At 59.0% G+C, this 18,898-nt stretch carries 16 protein-coding genes; 8 read left to right on the top strand and 8 right to left on the bottom strand.

The features are described from left to right. Positions 1-91: 91 nt before the first annotated feature. The gene (locus ACR3E2_RS16045; RefSeq protein ID WP_245220582.1) at positions 92-316 is read right to left on the bottom strand and encodes a hypothetical protein; all 225 of its coding nucleotides are present in this window, start codon (positions 314-316) and stop codon (positions 92-94) included. 308 nt (positions 317-624) lie between these two features. Then, on the bottom strand, positions 625-2,283 hold the full coding sequence (locus ACR3E2_RS16040) for an NAD+ synthase (RefSeq protein ID WP_480483248.1): 1,659 nt from the start codon (positions 2,281-2,283) through the stop codon (positions 625-627). A 153-nt stretch (positions 2,284-2,436) separates the two neighbouring features. Between ACR3E2_RS16040 and ACR3E2_RS16035 the strand changes: the two genes are divergently transcribed. Next, the gene (locus ACR3E2_RS16035; protein WP_480483246.1) at positions 2,437-3,918 is read left to right on the top strand and encodes an MORN repeat-containing protein; all 1,482 of its coding nucleotides are present in this window, start codon (positions 2,437-2,439) and stop codon (positions 3,916-3,918) included. A gap of 4 nt (positions 3,919-3,922) precedes the next feature. On the opposite strand, the gene ACR3E2_RS16030 is transcribed toward ACR3E2_RS16035, so the two are convergent. Further along, positions 3,923-4,588: an SDR family NAD(P)-dependent oxidoreductase gene (locus ACR3E2_RS16030; protein ID WP_480483244.1), complete on the bottom strand. Its 666-nt coding sequence runs from the start codon at positions 4,586-4,588 to the stop codon at positions 3,923-3,925. Positions 4,589-4,878: 290 nt separating this feature from the next. On the opposite strand from ACR3E2_RS16030, the gene ACR3E2_RS16025 reads away from it, so the two are divergent. Next, the gene (locus ACR3E2_RS16025) at positions 4,879-6,447 is read left to right on the top strand and encodes a 2-isopropylmalate synthase (protein WP_480483242.1); all 1,569 of its coding nucleotides are present in this window, start codon (positions 4,879-4,881) and stop codon (positions 6,445-6,447) included. A 105-nt stretch (positions 6,448-6,552) separates the two neighbouring features. Here ACR3E2_RS16025 and ACR3E2_RS16020 read toward each other — a convergent pair whose 3' ends face one another. Continuing rightward, a complete protein-coding gene (locus ACR3E2_RS16020) occupies positions 6,553-7,338 on the bottom strand; it encodes a 23S rRNA (adenine(2030)-N(6))-methyltransferase RlmJ (RefSeq protein ID WP_480483240.1) in 786 nt (261 codons plus the stop codon). 155 nt (positions 7,339-7,493) lie between these two features. Here ACR3E2_RS16020 and ACR3E2_RS16015 point away from each other — a divergent pair, with 155 nt between their 5' ends. Genes ACR3E2_RS16015 through ACR3E2_RS15990 form a run of 6 tightly spaced genes read left to right on the top strand, consistent with a single transcriptional unit; the run spans position 7,494 to position 14,060 of the window. Beyond that, positions 7,494-8,540 (top strand): rod shape-determining protein, encoded by a 1,047-nt coding sequence (locus tag ACR3E2_RS16015; RefSeq protein WP_039523195.1) that lies wholly within the window; start codon positions 7,494-7,496, stop codon positions 8,538-8,540. Positions 8,541-8,598: 58 nt separating this feature from the next. Then, the gene (mreC, locus tag ACR3E2_RS16010) at positions 8,599-9,501 is read left to right on the top strand and encodes a rod shape-determining protein MreC (protein ID WP_209506411.1); all 903 of its coding nucleotides are present in this window, start codon (positions 8,599-8,601) and stop codon (positions 9,499-9,501) included. Then, entirely contained in the window at positions 9,494-10,030 is a 537-nt protein-coding gene (locus ACR3E2_RS16005) for a rod shape-determining protein MreD (RefSeq protein WP_480483238.1), read from the top strand. The genes mreC and ACR3E2_RS16005 overlap by 8 nt, the downstream gene beginning before the upstream one ends. Then, on the top strand, positions 10,027-11,976 hold the full coding sequence (gene mrdA / locus ACR3E2_RS16000; protein ID WP_480483236.1) for a penicillin-binding protein 2: 1,950 nt from the start codon (positions 10,027-10,029) through the stop codon (positions 11,974-11,976). Before ACR3E2_RS16005 ends, mrdA begins: the two co-directional genes overlap by 4 nt. After that, positions 11,973-13,112: a rod shape-determining protein RodA gene (rodA, locus tag ACR3E2_RS15995; protein WP_209506418.1), complete on the top strand. Its 1,140-nt coding sequence runs from the start codon at positions 11,973-11,975 to the stop codon at positions 13,110-13,112. The genes mrdA and rodA overlap by 4 nt, the downstream gene beginning before the upstream one ends. Before the next feature lie 15 nt (positions 13,113-13,127). Beyond that, positions 13,128-14,060: a 2-hydroxyacid dehydrogenase gene (locus ACR3E2_RS15990; RefSeq protein ID WP_480483233.1), complete on the top strand. Its 933-nt coding sequence runs from the start codon at positions 13,128-13,130 to the stop codon at positions 14,058-14,060. 2 nt (positions 14,061-14,062) lie between these two features. Here ACR3E2_RS15990 and ACR3E2_RS15985 read toward each other — a convergent pair whose 3' ends face one another. The 4 genes from ACR3E2_RS15985 to coaBC form a co-directional block, all read right to left on the bottom strand. Next, positions 14,063-16,078: a M3 family metallopeptidase gene (locus tag ACR3E2_RS15985; RefSeq protein ID WP_480483232.1), complete on the bottom strand. Its 2,016-nt coding sequence runs from the start codon at positions 16,076-16,078 to the stop codon at positions 14,063-14,065. A 75-nt stretch (positions 16,079-16,153) separates the two neighbouring features. Further along, positions 16,154-17,203: a HesA/MoeB/ThiF family protein gene (locus tag ACR3E2_RS15980; protein WP_480483230.1), complete on the bottom strand. Its 1,050-nt coding sequence runs from the start codon at positions 17,201-17,203 to the stop codon at positions 16,154-16,156. Further along, positions 17,203-17,658: a dUTP diphosphatase gene (gene dut, locus ACR3E2_RS15975; protein ID WP_480483228.1), complete on the bottom strand. Its 456-nt coding sequence runs from the start codon at positions 17,656-17,658 to the stop codon at positions 17,203-17,205. Before dut ends, ACR3E2_RS15980 begins: the two co-directional genes overlap by 1 nt. A 15-nt stretch (positions 17,659-17,673) precedes the next feature. Then, on the bottom strand, positions 17,674-18,870 hold the full coding sequence (coaBC, locus tag ACR3E2_RS15970; RefSeq protein WP_480483226.1) for a bifunctional phosphopantothenoylcysteine decarboxylase/phosphopantothenate--cysteine ligase CoaBC: 1,197 nt from the start codon (positions 18,868-18,870) through the stop codon (positions 17,674-17,676). Positions 18,871-18,898: the final 28 nt, after the last annotated feature.

Below are 18,898 nucleotides of genomic sequence, written 5' to 3'. Positions count from 1 at the left end.
CCAGAAGTTTGGCAACACGAATTGTCACAACGTCGGCACTATTTTTACGCCTGTGGCCCAGACGCCAATGGCAACGAAAATCCTCAGCACATCACGCTGCGCCGGACAGTTCCGCCCATTTCTGACGCAGCTTCGCGGTCAATCCGGTGTCTTTTTGCACGGTCTGCGCGGTTACGTCCTTCTGCGGCAACAAGCTTGGAAACTCAGCCCGAAGCGACGCCGCTGCCTGTTCGTCGGACAGCCGCTGTTCATTCAGGACACCGGCAATCGCCGCTTCCAGCTTTTCCTCATCCAGCTCCTGCGGCGGAGATTCCATCGTCCGCCGTTTCAAAAGAGCATGATGCGATCCTTGATATTCCTCATACATGTCAAAACCAAACCATTTACTCAGACATCCAACCCCGGATGCGTCACACTTCATCAAAATCAACTCGCGACTTTGAGAATTGCGTCGCACCCGCCCCACATAGGGCAATTTTCAAGCTAAAATGTGGCAGAAAGTTGTCACTGCGACAAGTCAGAGGCCGGTTTTCGCGCCCGTGGCAGGCCCATAACGAGAAATCGGAAAACAATCAAAGGGAGGGAAACTTTACTGTTTCCAAGTCAGCGCACGAATTGCGGCAATCAGGGGCGATCACGCCAGCGATTCACAATCGGATACCGCCGGTCCAGCCAGAACGCGCGGTTGCTCAGGCGCGTACCGGGGGCGGACTGAAACCGTTTATACTCGCTGATATAGACCAGATGTTCGACCCGCTGCGCATCTGCTTCGTTGTACCCGGCGGCGACGCAATCCGCGATCGATCCGTCCTGATCGACCAGGATCTCAAGTATTCCGTCCAGCACCGGGTAATCCGGCAGGCTGTCGCTGTCTTTCTGATCTTCGCGCAGTTCCGCACTGGGCGGTTTGTCGATGACAGAGGGACGGATCACTTCGCCTGCAGGGCCCATCATCCAGTCTCGGTGATTGGCATTGCGCCAGCGGCAGGTTTCGAACACACGGGTCTTGTACAGATCCTTGATTGGATTATAGCCGCCGTTCATGTCGCCATAGATCGTGGCATAGCCCACGGCGACCTCGGATTTGTTGCCGGTGGTCAACAGCATTTCGCCGAACTTGTTCGAGATCGCCATCAACAGCAACCCGCGCAGGCGGGATTGAATGTTTTCTTCGGTCAACCCTTCATCCAGCCCTGCAAACAGCGGTGCCAAAGTGCTGGTGACGGCTGCGCGGCTGTCCGAGATCGGCACGTAGTCATAATGCACGCCCAGCGCTTTGGCGACCGCCTCGGCATCGTCAAGCGAGGCCTGGCTGGTGTATTCCGACGGCAGCATCACGCAGCGGACATTTTCGGCCCCGATGGCATCGACCGCAATGGTCGCAACCAGCGCGGAATCGACCCCGCCGGACAAGCCCAGCAGCGCCTTCTTGAAACCGGTTTTTCCCATATAGTCGCGAAGGGACTGCACCATTGCGCGATAATCCTGCTCCCACTCATCCGGTTGAGGCACGATTTCACCTGATGCGATCCGCCAGCCGTCTTCGCCGCGCTCAAGATCGACTTGCGAGAGCAGTTCGTCAAAAACAGGCATCCGGAACGCCAGTTCCCCGCCCGGGTTCAGGCCAAAGCTGGCACCGTCAAAGACCTGATCATCCTGCCCGCCAACCATATTCAAGTAGATCAGCGGCAAGCCGGTTTCGACCACGCGCGCGACCATATGGTTCAGTCGCACATCGTATTTATCCCGGAAATAAGGCGACCCGTTGGGGATCAACAAAAACTCGGCCCCGGTTTCCTCCAGCGTTTCTGCCACGTCCGGGTGCCAGCTGTCTTCGCAGATCGGGCTGCCAATCCGGAAATTCCCTACCGAATACGGCCCACCCAATGGACCCGCATCATACAAGCGCACTTCGTCGAACACCGTCTCATTCGGCAAGTGGTGCTTCAGAACCTTGCTGGTGATCCGGCCACCCTTCAGGATCAGGTAGGCGTTGTACAGCTTTCCATCGTCGACCCAGGGACCACCAATGGCGATTGCAGGACCTTCAGCGCATTTTGCGGCCAGCGCTTCGACCGCAGCCATGGCTGCGCGGTGGAATACCGGTTTGAGAACCAGATCCTGCGTGTTGTAGCCGGTGATGAACATCTCGGGGAAGGCCACCAGATCCGCGCCCGCTGCCTTGCCTTGCTCCCATGCCGCAACGGCCTTGGCCGCGTTGCCTTCGATATCGCCAACGGTCGGGTTCAGTTGCGCCAGAGTGATGCGGAAACGGTCGGCCATGCTGCCCTCTTGCCTCGTAAGTCCTATTGCCATTTAGCAGATCACCGCGCGAGTAAAAGACCAATGCGGCAAAAGCCGTTGCTCTGCCCGCAACGGTACCTTAGTTTTGCGAAAGAGATATCACCAGCGACGACCGGGCAGACAGGACCAGAAATGAACGTGATCCGAAACTCAATTTTGGCGGCGGGGATGAGCCTGACAGCGGCCACTGCTTTCGCGCAGGACGGGACCGTCATCGTCAAGGATGATGAAGTTGGCGGTGTCTATGAAGGCACTTATGAGAACGGGTTGCGGCACGGGACAGGAACGTATCGGCTGCCGAACGGATTTGAATACACCGGGCAATGGGTAGAAGGCGAAATTCAGGGTCAGGGTACCACACACTACCCCGACGGGTCAGTCTACGAAGGCATGTTCGCCAAGGGTCAGCCCGAAGGGCGCGGCAAGATTATCTATGCCAATGGCAGCAGCTACGAGGGCGATTGGTCCAACGGGTCAATCAACGGCACCGGCATCGCTGAATTCACGAACGGCACGCGCTATGAGGGTGAATTCAGGAACGCCCAGCGACATGGCAAGGGCGTGCTGAGTTTTCCCGACGGATATATCTATGACGGCGACTGGGTCGACGGTGAACGGCAGGGCAAAGCAAAGATCACATATGCCGACGGCAGCGTTTACGACGGCGACGTCAACGCAGGTTTGCGCGATGGCACCGGCACACAGACAATGCCAGACGGGATGGTGTATTCAGGGGATTGGTCCGGGGACCAGATCACCGGGATGGGTAACCTGACCTACTCCAACGGTGACGTATACGAAGGCGAGCTTCTAGAAGGGCGCCGTCACGGCAAGGGCAAAGTGACCCACGCCCAAGGGGATGTGTACGAAGGCGATTTTGTCGACGACCGCCGCCACGGCAAAGGAACGTTCACCGGAACAGACGGCTTTGTGTATACCGGCGACTGGAACGCCGGGCAGATTGAAGGCCTTGGCGAAGTGACCTATCCGGATGGCTCTGTCTATGTCGGCGATTTCGTTGCCGATCTGGCCGAAGGAAACGGCAGCATCACCTATCCGGACGGATCGACCTATGAAGGCGAATGGATCGCGGGTGTTATCGAGGGTCAGGGCACGGCCACCTATACCAATGGTATGATCTACAAAGGCCAATTCAAGAACGCGCAAAGCCACGGCAAGGGTGTGGTTACGCGCGCAGATGGCTCGGTATATGACGGCGACTGGGTTGAAGGCGTGCGTCAGGGCAAAGGCAAGGCGACCTATTCCGATGGCACGGTCTACACCGGTGATTTCCTGAACGGAAAACGGCACGGCAAAGGGGAAATCATAACCCCTGCCGGGTTCAAGTATACGGGCGACTGGTCGGACGGAAAAATCAACGGCGTGGGTACCGCGACCTACTCGAACGGGGATGTGTATGAGGGCAGCTTTGTCGACAACAAACGGCAGGGCAGTGGGACGATGCGCTATGCCAACGGCCAGGAGGAAAGCGGTGTCTGGGAAAACGGCGTGTTGCCGGATCAGACCTCGGACCAGCAGAGCGACGCTGACACCCCTGCCCCGCAACCCAACCTGGACGCAAATACAGAGGCAACCGGAACCTCGGACGGGTGAAGGCTCACCACGGGACCGGCTTACCGGCCCAATCATAGAACCCGCCGGTATCAGCGAGCGTTAACCCGCGTAGCACGTTCAACAGGTTATCGGCGGCTGCTTCAGGTTCGACGGCAGGATGACGACCCAGGTATTTGTTCGTGAACTCTGTTTTTACCGTGCCGGGGTGAAGGGCGACGCAAATCGCCTGTTTATGTGTTCGGGCCAATTCAATTGCGGCAGTACGGACGACCTGATTGACCGCTGCCTTGGCCGCGCGGTAGCTGATCCAGCCGCCTGTTCGATTATCCCCGATTGATCCCAACCGCGCCGACAGCACCGCGAATACAGATCGTCTATGTCGCGGCAACAGATGATACGCGTGGCTTAGCACCAATGCCGGACCAACGGCATTCAACGCAAACTGATCCATCATGGCTTTGGCTGAAATCGCCCGAAGGGTTTTTTCTGGCACTGCGCCGTTTATCTCCAAGGCGCCCGAAGCCACCAGAATCAGATCAAACTGACCTGGTAGGTTTTCAAGCTTCAGCATCACCCCGTCCGGATCGGTCAGGTCAAAGCCGTCCTCCGACCGGGACAAACGCGTAACCGAAACGCCCTGCTCAACCAGCCGCCTGGTAACAGCTGCGCCAATCCCGCCAGAAGCACCAATTGTCAATGCAGTTTCCATCCATGATCAGCTAGCGGCGCTGTGCAAACAATCAAGGCGGTCGAAACAAGGGCAGTTGCCAGAAGTTCGCGTATTGCAAATTGGTTCTTTTCATTCCCGGCGGGCTCTGTATAACCTCAATCCCATGATCAACCGCGCAGATATCCCTTGTGTCGACACCGCCCTTCGCGGTGCGTCGCTGCGTGGCCTACTGATCCTAATCCGCCTCTGAGCGTGCCATCCGGCGCGCCCGCTCAGAGGAGGACGCCAGCGCGCCATAGGCTTTAGGACAGAAGAAGAAAGAGAACCCCATGACCAACGTGACCGACCAAGACCGCGTCTTGATCTTCGATACCACTTTGCGCGACGGCGAGCAGAGCCCCGGCGCCACCATGACCCATGACGAAAAGCTCGAAATCGCCGAGCTGCTGGACGACATGGGCGTCGATATCATCGAGGCCGGTTTCCCCATCGCGTCCGAAGGCGATTTCAAGGCTGTGACCGAAATTGCACAGCGGTCAAAGAACAGCCGTATCTGCGGTCTGGCCCGCGCAAATTTTGCCGATATCGACCGCTGCTGGGAGGCGGTAAAACACGCTGAGAAAAACCGCATTCACACATTCATCGGCACTTCGCCGCTGCACCGCGCCATCCCGAACCTGACGATGGACGAGATGGCAGACAAGATCCACGAAACGGTCAGCCACGCGCGCAACTTGTGCGAAAACGTGCAGTGGTCTCCGATGGACGCGACCCGAACCGAATGGGATTACCTGTGCCGGGTGATCGAGATCGCAATTAAGGCCGGGGCAACCACGATCAACATCCCGGATACGGTGGGCTATACCGCTCCGGTAGAAAGCGCGGACCTGATCAAGCGTCTGATCGAAACGGTGCCGGGGGCGGATGACGTGATCTTTGCCACCCACTGCCACAATGACCTTGGCATGGCGACCGCGAACTCGCTGGCCGCTGTGGCAGGTGGTGCACGCCAGATTGAATGCACCATCAACGGTCTGGGCGAACGCGCTGGCAACACGGCGCTGGAAGAAGTTGTCATGGCACTGCGCACGCGCAACGATATCATGCCGTGGCACACTGGCATCGACACCACCAAGATCATGCACATCTCGCGTCGGGTTGCGACGGTCTCGGGCTTTCCGGTGCAGTTCAACAAGGCGATTGTCGGCAAGAACGCTTTTGCCCATGAAAGTGGCATCCATCAGGACGGGATGCTGAAAAACCGCGAAAACTTTGAAATCATGCGTCCTGAGGACATTGGTCTTTCGGGAACATCCTTGCCGCTTGGCAAACATTCGGGCCGCGCAGCCTTGCGCGACAAGCTCGAAACGCTGGGGTTTGAGGTGGGCGACAACCAGCTCAAGGATATCTTCGTCCGGTTCAAGGACCTGGCAGATCGCAAGAAAGAGGTGTTCGACGACGATCTCATTGCACTGATGACGCTGGACGAGGCTGACGACCACCTGCAACTGGTTTCGATGAAGGTGACTTGCGGCACGGGTGGTCAGGCGGAATCGACGGTCGAACTGGAGGTTGAAGGCGTGGACAAAATCGCCACCGAACATGGCGACGGCCCGGTGGATGCGACCTTTAAGGCGATCCGTGCGATTTACCCTAACACAGCACGGCTTCAGCTTTATCAGGTTCATGCCGTAACCGAGGGCACAGACGCACAGGCGACGGTTTCCGTGCGCCTGGAAGAGGATGGCATGATCGCAACCGGCCAGTCGGCAAACACCGACACCGTCGTGGCGTCAGCAAAGGCTTATATCCACGCTCTCAACCGCCTGATTGTGCGCCGTGAAAAAGCTGGACCAGGCGCGGATGCGCGCGAGATCAGCTATAAAGACCTGACGTGATTGCATAAATCATCCGGGCAACCGCAAGTTTGGTTGCCCGGAAAATCCAACACGACCCACGGTGATGGATTGGGTGCTTTATCCCGACCAGCGTCTCGTCTGCTGCTAAAGCTGCGCGAAAAGCTTGGAAAGGCGGTTCATTTCGTCGCCGATACCGAACGGCGCGTTCACAACAAACATACCTGACCCAGTCATCCGGTGCCCCTCACGCGCAGGCGGGAATGTCACTTCGTGGCAAATGGCTTTGGGGTAGTTTCGCGATTTGAGCGCCGCAGTCATCCCGGTATGTCGATTGTCCGTCAGGATCGGGTACCAAAGGGCGATCACGCCCACATTCCACTTGCGGTGCAGCTTGGCGAAAATGCCGGGCAAGCGGTCATAATCGGCTTTCACCTCGTAACTGGGGTCAATCAGCATCATGCCCCGGCGCGGGGCCGGAGGCAGCAAGGACTGCGCCAGATCGAACCCATCCTGCTGATAGACTTTCGCCCCAAACGGCGACATCGCCAACGACAGGGCCGCAAATTCCTGTGGGTGCAGTTCCGCGAGGTGCAAACTGTCCTGTTCCCGCAACATAGTCGCTGCAATCATCGGCGATCCCGGATAGGCCATGTCGCCGTACCGGGCCTGTACCTGCTTCAGGACCTGCGCCATCGGATGGTCGGGCCCGAACCACCCTTGCCGCTGTGCGCGACCGATCCCTGCCTCTGCCTCTCCTGTCCGAATGGATTCGTCTGCATCCAACCGGTACAACCCACGCCCGGAATGCGTTTCGATATAGCTGAGCGGCTTGTCCTTGCGTGTCAGATAATCCAGCACCCACGCCAGTAAAGCGTGCTTTTGGACATCCGCCAGATTCCCGGCGTGGTAAATGTGTTGATAAGAGAGCATTTTGCCTTCTAAAGTCCCATTCAATAAGGCGGAAAGGTGCTGATTGTCGCGGAATCAGCCCTTTTACCGGGCGTGATGGCACCCTATAAGTCATCCGTCCCGGAACCGTCGAGTCGCGGGCAGTAGAAAACCGACATTACAGGATCAGGGAAAACATGGGGATCTTTGGCAATCTGGGCGGCCTGTTCACAGCGGACATGGCTATCGACCTTGGAACAGCAAACACGCTGGTTTACGTCAAGGGGCGCGGTGTCATCCTGTCTGAACCTTCGGTTGTGGCCTACCACGTCAAGGACGGTGTGAAGAAAGTTCTGGCAGTTGGCGAAGATGCCAAGCTGATGCTGGGTCGGACGCCCGGTTCGATCGAAGCCATCCGCCCCATGCGCGAAGGTGTGATCGCGGATTTTGATACTGCCGAAGAAATGATCAAGCACTTCATCCGCAAGGTGCACAAACGCTCGACCTTCTCGAAACCCAAGATCATTGTCTGCGTTCCTCATGGCGCAACCCCGGTCGAAAAACGTGCAATTCGGCAGTCGGTCCTGTCAGCAGGTGCCCGTCGCGCGGGCCTGATTGCCGAACCGATTGCGGCCGCAATCGGGGCCGGCATGCCGATCACCGACCCGACCGGCAACATGGTTGTTGATATTGGCGGGGGCACTACCGAGGTTGCTGTTCTGTCGTTGGGAGACATTGTCTATGCCCGTTCGGTCCGCGTTGGTGGTGACCGGATGGACGAGGCCATCATTTCCTACCTGCGTCGCCAGCAGAACCTGCTGGTAGGTGAATCCACGGCTGAACGCATCAAGACAACCATTGGTACCGCCCGCATGCCCGACGACGGGCGCGGTCAGTCGATGCATATCCGGGGGCGTGATCTGTTGAACGGCGTGCCCAAGGAAATCGAGATCAGCCAGGCCCAGGTGGCCGAAGCGCTGTCAGAGCCCGTGCAACAGATCTGCGAGGCGGTTATGACCGCGCTTGAGACAACGCCCCCCGATTTGGCTGCGGACATTGTCGACCGTGGTGTGATGCTGACCGGCGGCGGCGCGCTGCTGGGCGATTTGGACCTGGCCCTACGCGAACAGACCGGCCTGGCGGTATCCATTGCGGACGAAAGCCTGAATTGTGTGGCTTTGGGCACCGGCAAAGCACTGGAATATGAAAAACAGCTGCGCCACGCGATTGACTACGAAAGCTAAGGCGCGCACCCTCGGAAGATAGGGTTATATCGGCGCGAGCAGCACGGGAAGGTAACCTGTGGCAAAAGACCGATCACAGCGCGATGAGTACACGACCCCCCTGCGACGTTTGTTGCTGGGGATTGTTGTGCTGTGCCTGCTTGGTATCTTCCTTCTGTGGCGCATCGACAGCCCGCGCGTAGAACGGTTCCGCGCGCGAATCGTGGATACGGTTGTACCATCTATGGAATGGGCCATGGTCCCGGTGACTGCCGCCGTCAATCTGGTGCGTGACTTCCAAAGCTATCAGCGCCTGAGCGAGCAGAACAGGGAACTGCGTAGCGAACTGCGCCTGATGCGCGCCTGGAAAGAGGCTGCTTTGCAGCTTGAACAGGAAAACGCACGACTGCTGGATCTGAACAATGTCCGCCTTGACCCTCGTCTGACCTACATCACCGGCGTTGTCATGGCCGACAGCGGGTCGCCATTCCGGCAATCCGTTCTGCTGAATGTCGGAGAGCGTGACGGGATCGTGGATGGATGGGCCACGATGGACGGCATTGGCCTGGTCGGCAGGATATCAGGTGTTGGCCCTGACACGGCACGCGTGATCCTTGTGACGGACGCCACCAGCGCCATTCCCGCAACCATTCAGCCTTCTGGCCAAACCGCTTTGATCAAAGGCGACAACAACCCCGCACCCGCGGTGGAGTTTCTTGAAAACCGCGAGTTGGTTCGCCCCGGCGACCGGGTGATCACTTCGGGTGATGGCGGCGTTTTTCCTGCGGGCCTGCTGATCGGTCAAATCGCGGCAGATCCCGGGGGGCGCCTGAGGGTCCGCTTGTCGGCAGATTTCGAAAGGCTCGAATTTCTTAGGGTTCTGCGGTTTCACTCGGCTCCGCCCATTCAGGATCCGGGCAGTATCGTCGGGCCTACCCGCCCAGAGGCAGCGCTGACCCCGGATGAGGTCAGCGATGGATAGACCGGCCTCGCAAATCTGGGCCATGCGCAGCCTTTATGCCTTGCTGGCATTTGCTGTACTGTTTCTGCATCTGTTGCCGTTGGACGCTCAACCCGATCGCTGGCCTTTTCCCGACGTCCTGATTGCCCTGACTTTTGCCTGGGTGCTGCGGCGGCCCGATTACGTCCCGACTGTATTGGTTGCGCTTGTCATGCTGATGGCCGACTTTCTACTGCAACGTCCACCGGGCCTTTTGGCCGCGCTGACCGTAGTCGGGTCGGCCTATTTGCGGTCAGCGGCGTTGGGTATGAGGGATGCGGGATTTGCCGGAGAATGGATGTCTGTCGGCATTGTGATCACGGCGGTCATTTTGATGAACAGGGTCGTACTATCGGTGATGTCCGTGCAACAGGCCGCATTGGGGCCGGTCGTGATTCAGCTTGTGCTGACGGTCGCTGTCTACCCGTTGGTCGTGCTGCTTAGCCAAAGCGCGTTGGGGGTTCGCCGCATATCCGCTGCTGATGTCAGCGCTGTGGGAAGCCGGGCATGAAACAGCGTAAACCCAAATCCCAGGGCCTTGCCTATAAGCGCCTGCCACGCAGAGCGCTGTTGCTGGGTGGTCTACAGGCGGTGTTCATAGGCGGTCTGGCGGCACGAATGCGGTTCATGCAGGTCGAACAGGCCGACGAATACCGCCTGTTGGCCGAAGAAAACCGTATCAACATCCGGCTTATCCCGCCGACCCGTGGGCGTATCTATGACCGGAACGGCCAGATCATCGGCCAGAACTCACCTTCCTATCGCATCGTCATCGTGCGTGAAGACGCCGATGACGTGGAAAAAGTCATCGCCAAACTGTCGGAACTGATCCCTCTGAACGAAGATGAGATCGAGCGCGCGAGGACTGAAATGCGCCGCTCGGCTCCGTTTCTGCCGGTGACGCTGGCGGATCAGGTTACGTGGGAGGATATCTCGAAGGTTGCGGTCAATGCTCCGGCGCTGCCGGGCGTAACGCCCGAGGTCGGCCTGACACGGCAATACCCACGATACGAGGATTTCGCACATATCGTCGGCTATGTTGGCCCGGTCAGCGACTATGACCTCAGCAAGATAGAAGACCCTGAGCCGGTATTGCGCATTCCAAGGTTCCAGATTGGAAAGGTTGGCCTTGAGGCCAAGCAGGAAATCGAACTGCGCGGCAAGGCCGGTGCAAAGCGGGTCGAGGTCAACGCGACGGGCCGCGTCATGCGCGAGCTTGACCGGCAGGAAGGACAACCCGGCGCAGACCTGCAACTGTCCATCGACGCTGATCTGCAACAATATGCACAGGCGCGACTGGCAGGCGAAAGTGCAGCCGCAGTTGTCATAGACTGCGAGACCGGTGACTTGCGTGCGGTCGCCTCGGCACCCAGTTTTGATCCGAACCTGTTTGTACGTGGCATTTCGGTCGCCGATTACCGGGCATTGACAGAAGACAAGTACCGCCCTCTGGCGAATAAATCCGTGCAAGGAACTTATCCTCCGGGATCGACCTTCAAGATGGTCACCGCGCTGGCCGCGTTGGAAGCTGGCGTAGTCTCTCCCGGCAACACCGTGTACTGCCCCGGACACCTGAAGGTCGGCAGCCGTCGCTTCCATTGCTGGAAGCGTGGTGGGCACGGGACGGTTGACCTCAACCTCTCGCTGAAACGCAGCTGCGATGTCTATTACTATGACGTGGCTCTGCGGGTTGGCATCGACAAGATCTCCGACATGGCCCGCACTTTGGGACTGGGCGTCAAGCATGACATCCCGATGTCGGCGGTGGCGGATGGGCTGGCCCCCAATCAGGAATGGAAGCAGCGCGCGCACGGTCAGGAGTGGCTTGTGGGCGATACGGCAAACGCGTCCATCGGCCAGGGATTCATGCTGGCTTCACCGCTGCAGCTTTCTGTGATGGCCGCCCGCATCGCCACCGGTCGCGCGGTCACGCCGCGCCTGGTGCGCTCGATCGACGGTGTTGAACAACCCTCGGGCGCCGGAGAACCACTGGGCCTTAATTCTTACAATCTGGAACAGGTCCGCAAGGCCATGTTCTCGGTCTCGAATGACAGGCGGGGAACGGCATATCGAAGCCGCATCATCGCGGATGAGTTCCGGATGGCGGGGAAAACCGGAACCAGCCAGGTTCGAAACATCACCAAAGCAGAACGGGCCGCAGGCGTGATCCGAAACGAGGACTTGCCGTGGGAGCGTCGCGACCACGCGCTGTTCGTTTGCTTTGCACCGTATGACAACCCAAAATACGCCGTGGCCGTGGTTGTTGAGCATGGCGGCGGCGGGTCCACAGCCGCAGCCCCGGTTGCACGCGACATCATGCTGCAAGCTCTTTATGACGGCACACCGCCGCTTGAAGCCTACCCCGTCGCCGACCGCGAACGCATCAAGGAACAGCAAAAACGGCTGGAGGGTGACAAGCGCCCCAAGGCGCGACCGGATGAAAAGGACCGTGCATGAGCTATCTTGAATATGCCGTCAAGTCCACGCCGTCGGGGTTTCGCAAGTTTCTGTATATGAACTGGCCGCTGACATTGCTGTTGATCAGCACCGCCAGCGCGGGCTTTTTGATGCTGTATTCTGTTGCGGGCGGTTCGTGGACGCCCTGGGCCGAGCCGCAAATGGAACGTTTCGGGCTTGGCCTGACAGTGATGTTCATCATCGCACTGGTTCCGATCTGGTTTTGGCGCAACATGTCGGTGCTGGCCTATCTCGGCTCGGTGGCATTGCTGGTATTTGTTGAACTGTTCGGCACCATCGGCATGGGTGCGCAGCGCTGGATCGACCTTGGGTTCATGCGCCTGCAACCCTCGGAGGTCATGAAAGTCACGCTGGTCATGTTGCTTGCCGCTTATTACGACTGGCTTCCTTCGCACAAAACGTCTCGTCCGCTTTGGGTTCTTATCCCGGTTGTCCTGATCATCCTGCCTACTTTGCTGGTTCTGAAACAGCCCGATCTTGGCACATCCATCCTGCTTCTCGCCGCAGGAGGTGGGTTGATGTTTCTGGCAGGGGTTCACTGGGCCTATTTTGCCGCCGTTATTGCTGCTGTCGTGGGCCTGATCGCCGCTGTGTTCAACAGCCGGGGGACCGACTGGCAATTGTTGAAGGACTATCAGTTTCGGCGCATCGACACCTTTCTGGACCCGTCCACCGACCCATTGGGGGCCGGATACCACATTACCCAGTCCAAGATTGCCTTGGGGTCCGGGGGATGGAACGGGCGTGGTTTCATGCAAGGCACGCAGTCCCGCCTGAACTTCCTGCCCGAGAAGCATACTGATTTCATTTTCACGACGTTGGCCGAAGAGTTCGGATTTGTCGGGGGAACGACCCTGTTGACCCTTTATGCCTTGATTCTGGTTTTCTGCATGGTCACGGCCCTGGCAACCAAGGACCGGTTTTCATCTCTGGTCACGCTGGGTATCGCGCTGAACTTCTTCCTGTTTTTTGCCGTCAACATGTCGATGGTGATGGGCATGGCCCCGGTCGTGGGTGTACCACTGCCAATGGTCAGCTATGGTGGCTCGGCCATGCTGGTTCTGATGGCGGCCTTTGGCATCGTCCAAAGCGCCCATATTCACCGCCCCCGTTGATCTGAAAGGGCTCTGATGTCTGTGAACGTCCTGTTTTCCGCGCGCCCTGCCCTTTGGCCGGTGTATCAGCCGCTGCTGACACAATATCTTGATGAGGCGGGACTGGACGTCCAGCTAGGAACCGAGTTCGAACCGGATCAGGTCGATTACGTTGTTTACGCCCCAAACGGAGGGGTACAGGATTTCAGACCTTTCACGCGCCTGAAAGCGGTGCTGAGCCTTTGGGCCGGTGTCGAAAAAATCGTGGGTAACGAAACACTGACCGTTCCATTGGCGCGGATGGTGGATCACGGCCTGACGCAAGGCATGATCGAGTGGGTGGTTGGCCACGTTCTGCGCTACCATCTGGGGATGGACCGGCACATCACGGTACAGGACGGTGTCTGGACCCCAGATATCCCACCGCTGGCCCAAGAGCGCAACGTTTGTATTCTGGGGCTTGGAGCATTGGGCGAAGCCGTGGCCCGCGCGCTGACCGCGCTTGAGTTTCGGGTCTTAGGCTGGAGCCGTACAGCCAAGAACATCCCCGGCGTAACCTGCCTGCATGGTGCCGAAGGGCTGCGCCAGGCGCTTTCTCATGCCGAAATCGTAGTCTTGTTGCTGCCTGACACACCTGCCACTGAAAACGCGCTGAATGCGGAAACGCTGGCCCTGCTTCCCAAAGGTGCGCGTATCATCAACCCGGGACGCGGGCCGCTGATTGATGATGATGCGCTATTGGATGCCCTGAACTCGGGCCAGGTGGGCCACGCAACGCTGGATGTGTTCCGTGTCGAGCCCTTGCCCACCGATCACCCCTATTGGGCGCATCCGAATGTCACCGTGACCCCGCATATCGCGTCCGAGACCCGCCCGATCACTGCCGCACAGGTCATTTGCGAAAACATCCGGCGCGGGGAATCCGGCGAGCCCTTTGTGCACCTTGTCGACCGCACGCTGGGCTACTGAAGTCACGCCGCAATCAGACCGCGGCCTTTCAACAGGGCATCCACGCCCGGCAATCGCCCCCGGAACGCCAGATACAAATCCTCTGCCTCGCGCGAACCGCCGGTGGACAAGATATTGTCTTCCAGCGCTTTGGCCCGTTCAGGATCAAAGGCACCACCTGCTTCTTCGAAGGCCGCAAAGGCGTCAGCATCCATCACCTCGGACCACATATAGCTGTAGTAGCCCGAGCTATAGCCATCGCCTGCGAAAACATGCGCAAAGTGGGGCGTGGCATGGCGCATTCCAATGGCTTTCGGCATCCCCAACCCGGCAAGAAGTTCGTCCTGTTTTGCCATCGGGTCTGCCGGGGCGTCGCCATCGTGGAAGGCCAGATCGACAAGGGCCGAGGCGACATATTCCACCGTCTGGAACCCCTGGTCGAAATTGGCGGCATTCAGCACTTTTTCAAGCATCTCCTTCGGCATCGGTTCGCCCGTTTCGGCATGGGTGGCGAACTCGGCCAGAACTTCGGGCACTTCCAGCCAGTGTTCATAAAGCTGGCTGGGCAGTTCGACAAAATCGCGCGCAACAGAGGTGCCCGAGATGCTTTCATAGGTCACATTGGACAGCATCTGGTGCAATGCATGGCCAAATTCGTGGAACAGGGTGCGTGCATCGTCATAAGACAGCAGCGCCGGATCACCCTTGGCGAAGTTGCAGACATTGATGACAATCGGTGCCTGTTCTTTCGGGAATCTGGCCTGTGCCCGCATCGCGCTGCACCAGGCACCTGACCGCTTGGACCCTCGTGCAAAGTAGTCACCGATGAACACGGCGACATGCCGACCGTTGCGCGTAACTTCCCACGCGCGGCAATCCGGGTGATAAAGCGGCACGTTCAAAGGCTTGAATTCCAGCCCGAACAGGCGGTTTGCACAAGCAAACGATGCCTCGATCATCCGGTCCAGTTGCAGGTAGGGTTTCAGTTCCGCCTCATCCAGATCATGTTCCGCCTTGCGCCGCTTTTCAGCGTAATAGCGCCAGTCCCATGCTTCCAGCGGGCCGTTGACACCGTCTTTCTGCATCATCCGGGTCAGGATTTCCGCGTCCGCATCGGCGCGGGCCTTGGCAGGTTCCCACACCTGCATCAACAACTCACGTACCCGGTCCGGAGTACGAGCCATTTCAGTTTCCAGCTTGTAATCGGCGAAGTTGTCATAGCCCAACAGCTTGGCGCGTTCCTCACGCAAGCCCAGAATCTCAGCCGCGATGTCGCGATTGTCGGTCTCGCCACCATTCGCCCCGCGGGCAGCCCAGGCGCGATAGGCTTTTTCGCGCAGATCCCTACGGGGTGAAAACTGAAGAAACGGCACGATCAGCGACCGGGAGAGGGTAACAACCGGCCCCACGGCGCCCTTTTCCGCACCAGCAGCGCGCGCCGCATTCACAACGAAATCCGGCAGGCCCTGCAGATCTCGTTCGGTCAGATCCATGAACCAATCCCGCTCATCCGCCAGCAGGTTCTGGGTAAAGGATGTCCCCAATGAGGCTAGGCGCGACTTGATTTCTTGCATACGAGCGTCTTCGTCCCCGTCCAACGCCGCGCCTGCACGAACAAATCCTCGATGGGTCAGCATCAGAACGCGTACCTGTTCCTCGGTCAGGTTCAGGTTTTCGCGCCGCGCCCAAAGGTCGGCAACGCGTTCAAACAGCGCCTTGTTCGAGGAAATTCCCGAGAAATGGGCCGACAACTTGGGGGAAAACGCGCGCTGCAACTCTTCCCGCTTGGGGTTGCTGTCTGCGCCTGCAACGGTGAAGAAGACCGACAGAACCTTGTCCAGCTGCTCGCCCGCAGCCTCAAGGGCTTCCACCGTGTTCGCGAAAGTAGGGGCCTCTGCATTTGCTGCAATCGCGTCGATCTGCGCGTTATGCGCAGTCATCGCCTGATCCAAAGCCGGGGCAAAATCTTCATCCGAAATATCGGCGAAAGGGGCTATTTCGAATGGGGTGGTCCAGTTGGACAGGATCGGGTTGGTCATGCGGATCTCCTTTGATCCTATAGCTAGTTCGCCATGGCCGGGTGTTCCAGAACCCCCAGCCCACATTAAGAAAGGTTAATTGCTTGCGGCACCACAAATGGGGCAATCGGCACGGCGGGTCAGAGTGATCTTGCGACTTTCACCGTACAGGGCGTCGTAGATCAGCATCTCGCCCCGCAGCGCCATGCCAGCGCCCGTTATCACCTTGATCGCCTCGACCGCCATCATCGATCCGACGACGCCCGGCAATGGGCCAATCACACCAGCCTCGGAACAGGACGGGGCCAGACCGGGGGCCGGGGCTTCGGGAAAGATACACTGATAGCACGGGCTGCCATTGGCTGGGTCAAACACGCTGAGCTGCCCTTCCCACTGCGACAAGGCCCCCGAAATCAGTGGCTTGCCCAACGCGGCGGCGGTTCGGTTTGCCAGGTACCGGGTCTCAAAATTATCCGTACCGTCAAGGATCAGATCGAAGTCGGCAAAAAGATCTGCTGCGATTTCATCGCTTAATCTGCGATGAAAGGGCAGAACCTCCACATTCGGGTTCTGCGCCTCCATAGCTTGCTGGGCGGAAAAGACCTTGGGCATATCGATATCTGCATCGCGGTGGATCACCTGCCGCTGCAGGTTCGCATTCTCGACTATGTCGTCGTCAATGACCCCGATTGTACCCACACCTGCGGCCGCCAGATATTGCAGCGCCGGGGCGCCTAAACCTCCCGCGCCGATCACCAGAACACGGGCCTGTTTCAACTTTTTCTGACCCGGCCCGCCCAATTCGCGCAGCACAATGTGACGGGCATACCGGTTCAGTTCGGTTTCGGTGAAACGGTCAGAGGGCATGGTGGTTTCCGGCTTGGATGCTTGTACTGCGCGGTTACGCAGGGCCTTCAGCACACGGCCATATAACAAAACGATGCCCGCGAAACCTGCAAGGATCAGCCACAACGCCGCAGACCCACCGGTTGCTTCGCGCAGAGGATGCCCATCCGGCAAGATCAGATGAGACAGGATCACCCCGACCAACAACACACTCACCGACACCACGCGCGCGGTTTTTGACGTGCCGACGACATAGCCAACGCCCCATAACCCCGCTGCCAGAACAAGAACCAGCAGCATCAGCCGCGCCCGGTCGAGCCGAAACCGCCAGCCCCGCGATCTGTTTTACCCAATGCCTCAGCCAGTTCGAATGCCGCCTGCACGACAGGGGCAACTACCAGCTGCGCGATACGATCACCATGGGCAATCTCGAACGGTTCCTGACCGGCATTCATCACGATCACCCCCAGAGGTCCGCGATAGTCACTGTCAATAGTGCCCGGCGTATTGGGCAGCGTGATCCCGTGTTTCAGTGCAAGGCCCGAGCGGGGACGAACCTGAACCTCGTATCCCTGCGGGATTTCAATGCGCAGACCGGTCGGAACAAGCGCCCGCTGTCCGGGCTCCAGTATGATCGAAGCCCCCTGGGGCAAGTTGGCCCGCACGTCCGCGCCAGCAGCACCCGCAGTTTCGTAAGACGGAAGCGCCACGGCGGGGTCTGCCCCGTCTTCGCGGATCACTCGAATTGCAACCATGGTTTTGCCTTTCCTTCAGCCCGCCAACGCGTCCGCGATCCTGCTTGCCAACCGCCGCGCAACCTCGGCCTTGCCCATACGCGGCCATTCCTCGGCTCCGCTGTCCGAAATCAGGATAACCGCATTCTCGGACCCGCCCATGATCCCGGTGGCAGGGCTGACATCGTTGGCAACAATCCAGTCACAGCCTTTGCGCAGCCGCTTGGCGGTGGCATGTTCGATCACGTCATCGGTCTCGGCCGCAAAGCCGACAACCAAAGGTGGGCGCCCATTTTCCATTCGTGAGACACGTTTGAGAATGTCGGGGTTCTCGGCAAACTCCAGAACCGGCAAACCGTCTCGGCTTTTCTTCAGCTTCTTGTCTGACGCACTGGCCACGCGCCAATCTGCCACCGCCGCCGCAAACACGCCCGCATCGACGGGCAGCGCCGCATCAACCGCGTCCGACATCTGTTGCGCGGTCTCGACCGGCACGACCTGCACACCCGACGGTGGCGGTACCTCCGCGGGGCCCGTGACAAAGATCACCTCGGCCCCTAATTCCGCAAGTGCCTGTGCCACGGCCGAGCCCTGCGCCCCGGAAGAGCGGTTCGCGATATACCGGACCGGATCAATCGGCTCATGCGTCGGACCCGAAGTTACCAGCACGCGCTTACCCACCAAAGGTCCTGCCGCAAATTGCGCCTCAACCGCCGCGACGATTTCCAGCGGTTCCGACATGCGCCCAGGGCCATATTCACCGCAGGCCATATCACCTTCGTTTGGGCCAACAAAGCACACGCCATCCGCTTGAAGCTGCTTCAGGTTGCGTCGCGTCGCCGGGTGTTCCCACATGCGTACATTCATCGCGGGTGCACACAGAACGGGCGTGTCCGTTGCCATCAGAAGGGTCGATGCCAGATCATTTGCCAACCCCCCCGCCATCTTGCCCATCAGGTCCGCTGTTGCGGGGGCCACGACGATCAGATCGGCAGAGCGTGACAGCTGGATATGACCCATCTCGGCCTCGGCGGTCAGATCGAACAGGTCACCATAGACCTTTTCTGAGGCAAGGGCAGACACGGACAGAGGTGTTACAAATTCCTCTGCCGCACGCGTCAGCACAGGCGTTACGGCCGCGCCACGTTCACGCAGCCTGCGGATCAGGTCCAGCGACTTGTAGGCCGCGATGCCGCCGCCGACGATCAGCAGAATGCGTTTGGATGACAGCATGTTCAGCCCTTCCTGTCCCGGTCGGCCC

The organism is Ruegeria sp. AL7 (assembly GCF_056536105.1).
The sequence above is the reverse complement of the archived record's forward strand: the minus strand, read 5'-3'. Positions and strand labels throughout refer to the sequence as shown.

Coding starts and splice junctions, on each gene's coding strand:
- ACR3E2_RS16045 (WP_245220582.1), bottom strand. CDS start 316: ATGGAATCTCCGCCGCAGGAGCTGGATGAGGAAAAGCTGGAAGCGGCG.
- ACR3E2_RS16040 (WP_480483248.1), bottom strand. CDS start 2,283: ATGGCCGACCGTTTCCGCATCACTCTGGCGCAACTGAACCCGACCGTT.
- ACR3E2_RS16035 (WP_480483246.1), top strand. CDS start 2,437: ATGAACGTGATCCGAAACTCAATTTTGGCGGCGGGGATGAGCCTGACA.
- ACR3E2_RS16030 (WP_480483244.1), bottom strand. CDS start 4,588: ATGGAAACTGCATTGACAATTGGTGCTTCTGGCGGGATTGGCGCAGCT.
- ACR3E2_RS16025 (WP_480483242.1), top strand. CDS start 4,879: ATGACCAACGTGACCGACCAAGACCGCGTCTTGATCTTCGATACCACT.
- ACR3E2_RS16020 (WP_480483240.1), bottom strand. CDS start 7,338: ATGCTCTCTTATCAACACATTTACCACGCCGGGAATCTGGCGGATGTC.
- ACR3E2_RS16015 (WP_039523195.1), top strand. CDS start 7,494: ATGGGGATCTTTGGCAATCTGGGCGGCCTGTTCACAGCGGACATGGCT.
- ACR3E2_RS16005 (WP_480483238.1), top strand. CDS start 9,494: ATGGATAGACCGGCCTCGCAAATCTGGGCCATGCGCAGCCTTTATGCC.
- mrdA (WP_480483236.1), top strand. CDS start 10,027: ATGAAACAGCGTAAACCCAAATCCCAGGGCCTTGCCTATAAGCGCCTG.
- rodA (WP_209506418.1), top strand. CDS start 11,973: ATGAGCTATCTTGAATATGCCGTCAAGTCCACGCCGTCGGGGTTTCGC.
- ACR3E2_RS15990 (WP_480483233.1), top strand. CDS start 13,128: ATGTCTGTGAACGTCCTGTTTTCCGCGCGCCCTGCCCTTTGGCCGGTG.
- ACR3E2_RS15985 (WP_480483232.1), bottom strand. CDS start 16,078: ATGACCAACCCGATCCTGTCCAACTGGACCACCCCATTCGAAATAGCC.
- ACR3E2_RS15980 (WP_480483230.1), bottom strand. CDS start 17,203: ATGCTGCTGGTTCTTGTTCTGGCAGCGGGGTTATGGGGCGTTGGCTAT.
- dut (WP_480483228.1), bottom strand. CDS start 17,658: ATGGTTGCAATTCGAGTGATCCGCGAAGACGGGGCAGACCCCGCCGTG.
- coaBC (WP_480483226.1), bottom strand. CDS start 18,870: ATGCTGTCATCCAAACGCATTCTGCTGATCGTCGGCGGCGGCATCGCG.